General features: G+C 60.0%; 2 protein-coding genes. Both read right to left on the reverse strand.

What is annotated here, in order from left to right:
• On the reverse strand, positions 1 to 4,184 hold a 4,184-nt coding region (gene rpoC / locus VJV58_RS18545), incomplete at its 3' end, for a DNA-directed RNA polymerase subunit beta' (protein ID WP_324138824.1).
• Positions 4,185 to 4,298: 114 nt separating this feature from the next.
• Positions 4,299 to 8,423, reverse strand: coding sequence for a DNA-directed RNA polymerase subunit beta (gene rpoB, locus VJV58_RS18550; RefSeq protein ID WP_324138825.1), 4,125 nt, complete (start codon positions 8,421 to 8,423; stop codon positions 4,299 to 4,301).
• Positions 8,424 to 8,799: the final 376 nt, after the last annotated feature.

Raw genomic sequence — 8,799 nt, forward strand, 5'->3', positions numbered from 1 at the left:
AGCGCCAATGGCTCGACTTCCGGAGCCGCCGGCACGATCGCCGCCGGCTTCTCGCGCTCATCCAGAATCAGCTTGTCGCGTTTGACGGCGACTTCGCGGATCTTGGCCATCGATGCGCCGGTGCCCGCCGGAATCAGCCGGCCGACAATGACGTTCTCCTTGAGGCCTTCCAGCGGATCCACCTTGCCGTTGACGGCAGCTTCGGTGAGCACGCGGGTGGTCTCCTGGAACGACGCCGCCGAGAAGAACGAGCGGGTCTGCAGGCTTGCCTTGGTGATGCCGAGCAACACCGGCGTTCCCGTCGCCGGCTTCTTGCCCTCTTCCTTGGCCTTGGCGTTGAGCTGGTCGAACTCGATCTTGTCGACTTGCTCGCCCGAGATCATGTCGGTCTCGCCCTGGTCGGTGATTTCCACCTTCTGCAGCATCTGACGCACGATCACTTCGATATGCTTATCGTTGATCAGCACGCCCTGCAGTCGATAGACCTCCTGGATTTCGTTGACCAGATAGGCAGCGAGTTCCTCGATGCCCTTGATCGCCAGGATGTCGTGCGGAGCCGGGTTGCCTTCAACGATGAAGTCGCCCTTTTCGACGATGTCGCCGTCCTGAAGATGGATGTGCTTACCTTTCGGAATGAGGTACTCGCGAGTCTCCTCATTCTTATCCATGGGCTCGATCGAGATCCGGCGCTTGTTCTTGTAGTCGCGCCCGAACCGGATCGTGCCGGCGATTTCCGCGATGATCGCGGCATCCTTTGGCTTGCGAGCCTCGAATAGTTCCGCAACCCGCGGCAGACCGCCGGTAATGTCGCGAGTCTTGGCGCTTTCGGTGGAGATACGCGCCAGGATGTCGCCAGTCTTCACCTTCGCTCCGACGTCGACGGACAGGATCGCATCGACCGAAAGCATGTAGCGAGCCTCGCCCCCACGCGGGAGCTTGAGGATCTTGCCATCCTTGCCCTTGATCACAATGGCTGGCCGTAGATCCGACCCGCCACGCGATGTGCGCCAGTCGATCACGACACGCTTCGCGATACCGGTGGATTCGTCGAGGGTTTCCGAAATCGACTGACCCTCGACCAGGTCCTCAAATCCGATCGTGCCTTCGACCTCGGTCAGAACCGGCCGTGTGTACGGGTCCCATTCGGCAATCCGCTGGCCGCGCTTGACCATATCGCCTTCATCGACCCGCATACGCGCGCCGTATTGAATGCGGTGGGTCGCACGTTCGGTGCCATCAGCATCGGTGACCGCAACCACCATGTTGCGCACCATGGCGATCAGATGGCCTTCGCTGTTTTTTGCGATCGCCTTGTTCTTGATCGTCACCTTGCCGTCGAAGTTCGACTCGATGAACGACTGCTCGTTGATCTGCGCGGCGCCACCGATGTGGAACGTACGCATCGTCAACTGGGTGCCGGGCTCGCCGATCGACTGAGCGGCGATGACACCAACCGCTTCGCCGTGATTGACCGGCGTTCCGCGCGCGAGGTCGCGGCCGTAGCACTTGCCGCAGATACCATTCACGAGCTCGCAGGTGAGCGCGGAACGGATCTTCACTTCCTGGATACCGGCCTGCTGGAGCGCGTCAACGTGACTCTCCTCCATCAGCGTTCCGCGCTTGACCACGATCTTGTTGGTCGCGGGATCGCGCAGATCCTCGCCCGCGGTGCGGCCGAGAATGCGTGAAGCCAGTGAAGCCACTACGGTGCCGGCATCGATGATGGCACGCATCTTGATGCCGAGCTTGGTGCCGCAATCGTCGGCCGTGATGATGCAGTCCTGAGCCACGTCGACCAGACGCCGCGTCAGGTAACCGGAGTTCGCCGTCTTCAACGCGGTGTCCGCGAGACCCTTGCGGGCGCCGTGGGTCGAGTTGAAGTATTCAAGCACCGACAGCCCTTCCTTGAAGTTGGAAATGATCGGCGTTTCGATGATCTCACCGGACGGCTTGGCCATCAGGCCCCGCATGCCGGCGAGCTGGCGCATCTGGTCCTGCGAACCGCGAGCCCCCGAATTCGACATCATGAAGATCGAATTGATTTGGGGTTCGCCGCCCTTCGGATTCTTCTTGGCCGCCGAGATTTCCGTCATCATGTCTTCGGAAATCTTCTTGGTGCATTTCGACCAGGCGTCGACGACCTTGTTGTACTTCTCACCGTGCGTGATCAGGCCGTCATTATATTGCTGCTCGAATTCCTTTGCGAGCGTGCGGGTCTCCTCGACGATCTTCCACTTCGACGCCGGCACCACCATGTCGTCCTTGCCGAACGAAATACCGGCCTTGAACGCATTGTAGAAGCCGAGCGCCATGATGCGGTCGCAGAAAATCACGGTCTCTTTCTGACCGCAGTGACGATAGACCTGGTCGATGACGCTAGAGATTTCCTTCTTTGTCATCAGCTTGTTGATGATGTCGAATGAAATCCGTGCCGATTTCGGCAAGACATTGCCGAGCATGACACGGCCAGCGGTGGTCTCGATCAAACGCCGGATCGGCTTTCCCGACTCGTCGACGCCATCCCAACGATACTTGATCTTGGTGTGAAGGTGGATGACCTTCGAATGCAGCGCATGCTCGAGTTCGGCCATGTCGCCGAAGACCTTGCCTTCGCCCGGCAAGCCTTCTCGCAGGATCGAAAGATAATACAGACCAAGCACGATATCCTGCGACGGCACGATGATCGGCTGACCATTGGCGGGATGCAGGATGTTGTTGGTCGACATCATCAGGACGCGGGCTTCGAGCTGCGCTTCCAGCGACAGCGGAACGTGCACGGCCATCTGGTCGCCATCGAAGTCAGCATTGAACGCCGCGCAGACCAGTGGATGCAACTGAATAGCTTTCCCTTCGATCAGCACCGGCTCGAATGCCTGGATGCCAAGTCGATGCAAGGTCGGCGCGCGGTTCAGCAGCACCGGGTGTTCCCGGATCACTTCGTCGAGAATATCCCAAACCTCGGGACGTTCTTTTTCGACAAGCTTCTTTGCCTGCTTGACCGTGGTTGAAAGTCCCTTGGCGTCCAGCCGCGAATAGATGAACGGCTTGAACAGCTCCAGGGCCATCTTCTTCGGCAGGCCGCACTGATGCAGCCGCAGTTCGGGACCGACCACGATCACCGAACGGCCGGAATAATCGACGCGCTTGCCGAGCAGGTTCTGACGGAAGCGACCCTGCTTGCCTTTCAGCATGTCGGCGAGCGACTTCAGCGGACGCTTGTTGGCGCCGGTGATGACGCGGCCGCGGCGGCCGTTGTCGAACAGCGCGTCGACCGCCTCCTGCAGCATCCGCTTTTCGTTGCGAATGATGATGTCGGGCGCGCGAAGCTCCATCAGCCGCTTCAACCGGTTGTTGCGGTTGATGACGCGACGATAGAGATCGTTGAGATCAGAGGTCGCAAACCGGCCGCCATCCAGCGGGACCAGTGGACGCAGGTCCGGCGGAATCACAGGTACGACGGTCAGGATCATCCACTCCGGCTTGTTGCCGGAATAGCGGAACGCCTCGACGATCTTCAGGCGCTTGGCGAGCTTTTTGTGCTTGATGTCGGATTCGGTTTCCTGCATCTCGGCACGCAGGGATGCCTCGAGCTTTTCGAGCTCGAGTCCCTTCAAGAGTTCGCGGATGGCCTCCGCGCCGATCATGGCGGTGAAGCTGTCCTGGCCGTACTCGTCCTGCGCCTTCAGATACTCGTCTTCCGAAAGCAGCTGCCGATCCTTGAGCGCGGTCAGCCCCGGCTCAAGAACGACGTAATATTCGAAATACAGGATCCGCTCGAGATCCTTCAGTGTCATGTCGAGCAGAAGGCCGATGCGGGAGGGCAGCGACTTCAAAAACCAGATATGCGCGACCGGCGCCGCCAATTCGATATGGCCCATGCGCTCGCGCCGAACCCGCGACAAGGTCACTTCGACCGAGCACTTTTCGCAGATGATGCCCTTGTACTTCATCCGCTTGTACTTGCCGCACAAGCATTCGTAGTCCTTGATCGGCCCAAAGATACGCGCACAAAACAGGCCGTCACGCTCCGGCTTGAAAGTGCGGTAATTGATGGTCTCCGGCTTCTTGATTTCGCCGTACGACCACGACAGAATCTTCTCCGGTGACGCGATTGAAATCCGGATCTGGTCGAAGACCTGAGCCGGGGTCGTCGGATTGAAGAGATTCATAACTTCTTGGTTCATGGTCTTCTCCTCGCGTGCCGATGATCACCGGCAGCAAATTCGAAATTCTTTTTCAGCCTCGCGCTTCGAAGCGAAGCGCGGATGCCCGGCGAACAGCCGGGCATGTCGCTTCATTTACTCGGCGGCCTCGGATGTCGGCGCGCCACCCAGCTTCGAGTTGTGCAGGTCGACGTTAAGGCCCAGCGAACGCATTTCCTTGACCAGCACGTTGAACGATTCCGGAATTCCCGCTTCGAACGTGTCGTCGCCGCGCACGATCGCCTCGTACACCTTGGTACGGCCGGCGACGTCGTCCGATTTGACCGTCAGCATTTCCTGGAGCGTGTACGCCGCGCCATAAGCCTCGAGCGCCCACACCTCCATTTCGCCGAAACGCTGGCCACCGAACTGCGCCTTACCGCCCAGCGGCTGCTGGGTTACGAGCGAATAAGGCCCGATCGAACGTGCATGGATCTTGTCGTCGACGAGGTGATGCAGCTTGAGCATGTAGATGTACCCAACCGTCACCTTGCGGTCGAAGGCGTCCCCGGTTCGGCCGTCATAAACGGTCGACTGTCCGGATGCGTCGAGACCGGCAAGCTTCAGCATCTCCTCGATATCGGCTTCCTTAGCGCCATCGAACACCGGCGTCGCAATCGGGACGCCGTGGCTGAGATTGCGCCCGAGTTCCATCAACTCGCCGTCGTTGAGCGACTTGATGGTTTCCTCGTCGCCGTAGATCTTTTTCAGCGTCTCCTTCAGCGGCTTGATGTCCTGCTTCGCGTAGTAGGCATCCACCGTCTGGCCGATGCGCTTGCCGAGGCCGGCGCAGGCCCATCCAAGATGGGTTTCGAGAATCTGGCCGACATTCATCCGGCTCGGCACGCCGAGCGGATTGAGCACGATATCGGCGTGCGTCCCGTCCTCAAGGAAAGGCATGTCCTCGACCGGAACGATCTTGGACACCACGCCCTTGTTGCCGTGACGACCGGCCATCTTGTCTCCGGGTTGAATCTTGCGCTTCACGGCGACAAAGACCTTGACCATCTTCATCACGCCCGGCGGCAATTCGTCGCCGCGCTGCAGCTTCTCGACCTTATCGAGGAAGCGCTGCTCGAGCCCCTTCTTCGATTCGTCGTACTGCTTCCGCATCGCCTCGATTTCGGTCATCAGCTTGTCGTTGGGCGATGCAAACAGCCACCATTGCGAACGCGGATGCTCCTCGAGCACCGCGCGCGTGATCTTGGTGTCCTTCTTGAAGCCCTTCGGACCGGCGATGCCTTGGCGATTCTCCAGGAGTTCGGCCAGCCGGCCGTAGACGTTGCGATCAAGAATCGCCTGTTCGTCGTCGCGGTCCTTGGCCAGACGCTCAATCTCTTCCCGTTCAATCGCCAGCGCACGCTCGTCCTTGTCGACGCCGTGACGGTTGAACACGCGCACTTCGACGATCGTGCCCTGCACGCCCGGAGGCACGCGGAGCGAGGTGTCGCGAACGTCGGATGCTTTTTCGCCGAAGATAGCGCGCAGAAGCTTTTCCTCCGGCGTCATCGGGCTTTCGCCCTTGGGCGTGATCTTGCCGACCAGGATGTCACCGGCGCGGACTTCGGCGCCGATATAGACGATTCCGGCTTCGTCCAGGTTCTTCAGCGCTTCTTCCGAGACGTTCGGAATGTCGCGGGTGATTTCTTCCGGACCGAGCTTGGTGTCGCGGGCCATCACCTCGAATTCCTCGATATGGATCGAGGTGAACACGTCGTCCTTCACAATCCGCTCGGAGAGCAGGATTGAGTCTTCGAAGTTGTAGCCATTCCACGGCATGAACGCGACCAGCACGTTACGGCCGAGCGCCAACTCGCCGAGATCGGTCGACGGGCCGTCGGCGATAATGTCGCCCTTGTGGACGAGATCGCCCACCTTCACGAGCGGACGCTGGTTGATGCAGGTCGACTGGTTAGAGCGCTGGTATTTCATCAGCCGATAGATATCGACGCCCGATTTGGTGGGATCGAGATCCTCTGTGGCGCGAATAACGATACGCGTGGCGTCGATCTGGTCGATGACGCCGGACCGGCGCGCCGCAATCGCAGCTCCCGAGTCCCGCGCCACCACGCCTTCCATGCCGGTGCCGACGAATGGCGCTTCGGCGCGAACCAGCGGCACCGCCTGGCGCTGCATGTTCGAACCCATCAGGGCGCGGTTGGCGTCGTCGTTTTCCAGGAACGGAATCAACGCCGCCGCTACTGAAACCAGCTGCTTCGGCGACACGTCCATGTAGTCGACCTTGTCCGGCGGCAGAGGCACCACGTCGCGGGTGCCGCTGGAGCGGCAGACCACGAGGTCATCGGTGAAGCGGCCGCGGCTGTCGATCTGCACATTGGCCTGCGCGACCGAGTAGCGGCCCTCTTCCATCGCGGAAAGATAGACCACCTCGTCAGTGACGCGCCCGTCCTTGACCTTGCGATAGGGCGTTTCGACGAAGCCGTATTTGTTCACGCGCGCGAAGGTCGCGAGCGAGTTGATCAGGCCGATGTTCGGGCCTTCCGGCGTCTCGATCGGGCAGATCCGGCCGTAATGGGTTGGATGCACGTCGCGCACTTCGAAGCCTGCGCGCTCGCGGGTCAGACCGCCCGGACCAAGCGCCGAGAGGCGGCGCTTGTGGGTGATCTCCGAAAGCGGGTTGGTCTGGTCCATGAACTGCGAAAGCTGCGACGAGCCGAAGAACTCGCGCACCGCAGCAGCCGCCGGCTTGGCGTTAATCAGGTCCTGCGGCATGACAGTATCGATATCGACGCTCGACATGCGTTCCTTGATCGCGCGCTCCATCCGAAGCAAGCCGATCCGATACTGGTTCTCCATCAGTTCGCCGACTGAGCGCACGCGGCGGTTTCCGAGATGGTCGATGTCGTCGATCTCGCCTTTGCCGTCGCGCAGGTCCACCAGCGTCTTGATGACCGCGAGGATATCTTCCTTCCGCAGCGTGCGATGGGTGTCGGGCGCATCGAGTTCGAGGCGCATGTTCATCTTGACGCGTCCGACCGCGGACAGGTCATAGCGCTCGGGGTCGAAAAACAGCGACTGAAACATGGTCTGTGCCGAGTCGATGGTCGGCGGCTCGCCGGGACGCATCACGCGGTAAATATCGAACAGCGCGTCCTCGCGCGTCATGTTCTTGTCGGCATGCAGGGTGTTTCGAATGTAGCCGCCGACATTGACGTGGTCGATGTCGAGCAGCGGCAGCTCCTTGTAGCCGTGCTCGTTAAGTGTCTTCAGCGATTTCTCAGTGATTTCCTCGCCCGCTTCGGCGTAGATCTCGCCGGTTTTCGGATTGACGAGATCTTCGGCCAGATAGTTGCCGACCAATTCTTCATCCGACAAGCGGAGCGCCTTCAGTCCCTTTTCCTGGAGCTGACGGGCGCCGCGAACAGTGAGCTTCTTGCCGGCCTCGAGCACAACCTTGCCGCTGTCAGCGTCGATCAAGTCGTTGATCGTGCTGTAGCCGCGGAAACGGGTAGCGTCGAACGGCACGCGCCAGCCATCCTTGGCGCGCTTGTAGATGATTTTTTTGTAGAACGTGCTCAGGATGGTTTCGCCGTCGAGGCCGAGGGCGAACATCAGCGAAGTCACCGGAATCTTGCGCCGCCGGTCGATGCGCGCGAACACGATATCCTTAGCGTCGAATTCGATATCGAGCCACGAGCCGCGATAGGGAATCACGCGCGCCGCAAACAGCAGCTTGCCGGACGAATGGGTCTTGCCCTTGTCATGATCGAAAAATACGCCGGGCGACCGGTGCATCTGGGAGACGATGACGCGCTCGGTGCCGTTGACTACGAAGGTGCCGTTCATCGTCATGAGCGGGATATCGCCCATGTAGACGTCCTGCTCCTTGATGTCCTTTACCGATTTCGCGCCGGTTTCCTCGTCGATATCAAACACGATCAGGCGCAGCGTCACCTTTAGTGGCGCCGCATAGGTCATCCCGCGCTGCCGGCACTCGTCGACGTCGTATTTCGGCGGCTCAAACTCGTAACGGACGAATTCCAGCATCGAAGTGCCGGAAAAATCCGAGATCGGAAACACCGACCGGAACACCGCCTGCAAGCCTTCGTCCAGCCGTCCGCCGGCAGGCTCATCGACCATCAGAAATTGATCGTAAGACGCCTTCTGAACCTCGATGAGGTTCGGCATCTCTGCGACTTCCTTGATGTGTCCGAAGAACTTGCGAACGCGTTTGCGACCGGTGAATGTCTGCTGCGCCATCGTGGCCTCTCATTTCGTCGCCCATCAGGGGCGAACCTTCCGAAGCGCGATTGGCATCGCCCCCGGGTTGAATTTCGTCCGTTTCGTAGGCCCGGAAGCTCTTTTCAGGAGGAAAACCCTGAATCGAGGCACCAGACGTTAAAAACGCAAAAGGACGCGCGGGGCGCTTCTACGCACCCGCCCGTCAGAACCATCGTTTCACGGACTGCAAAAGCCCGAAATTGCCTGTCTCCCAACGGCTTGCCCAGAAACGCTGCCGTTCCCGCCGCCCACCGTGCTTTCGTGCTGTCGTCCCGATATGGGATGACAACCGTGGAGATTCGAGAGGTAACTTCCCGAATCCCCACACATTCCTGTGTACAAAGTTCGTTCCGCC

Origin of the sequence: Bradyrhizobium sp., assembly GCF_035273305.1 — a bacterium.
GTDB lineage: Bacteria > Pseudomonadota > Alphaproteobacteria > Rhizobiales > Xanthobacteraceae > Bradyrhizobium.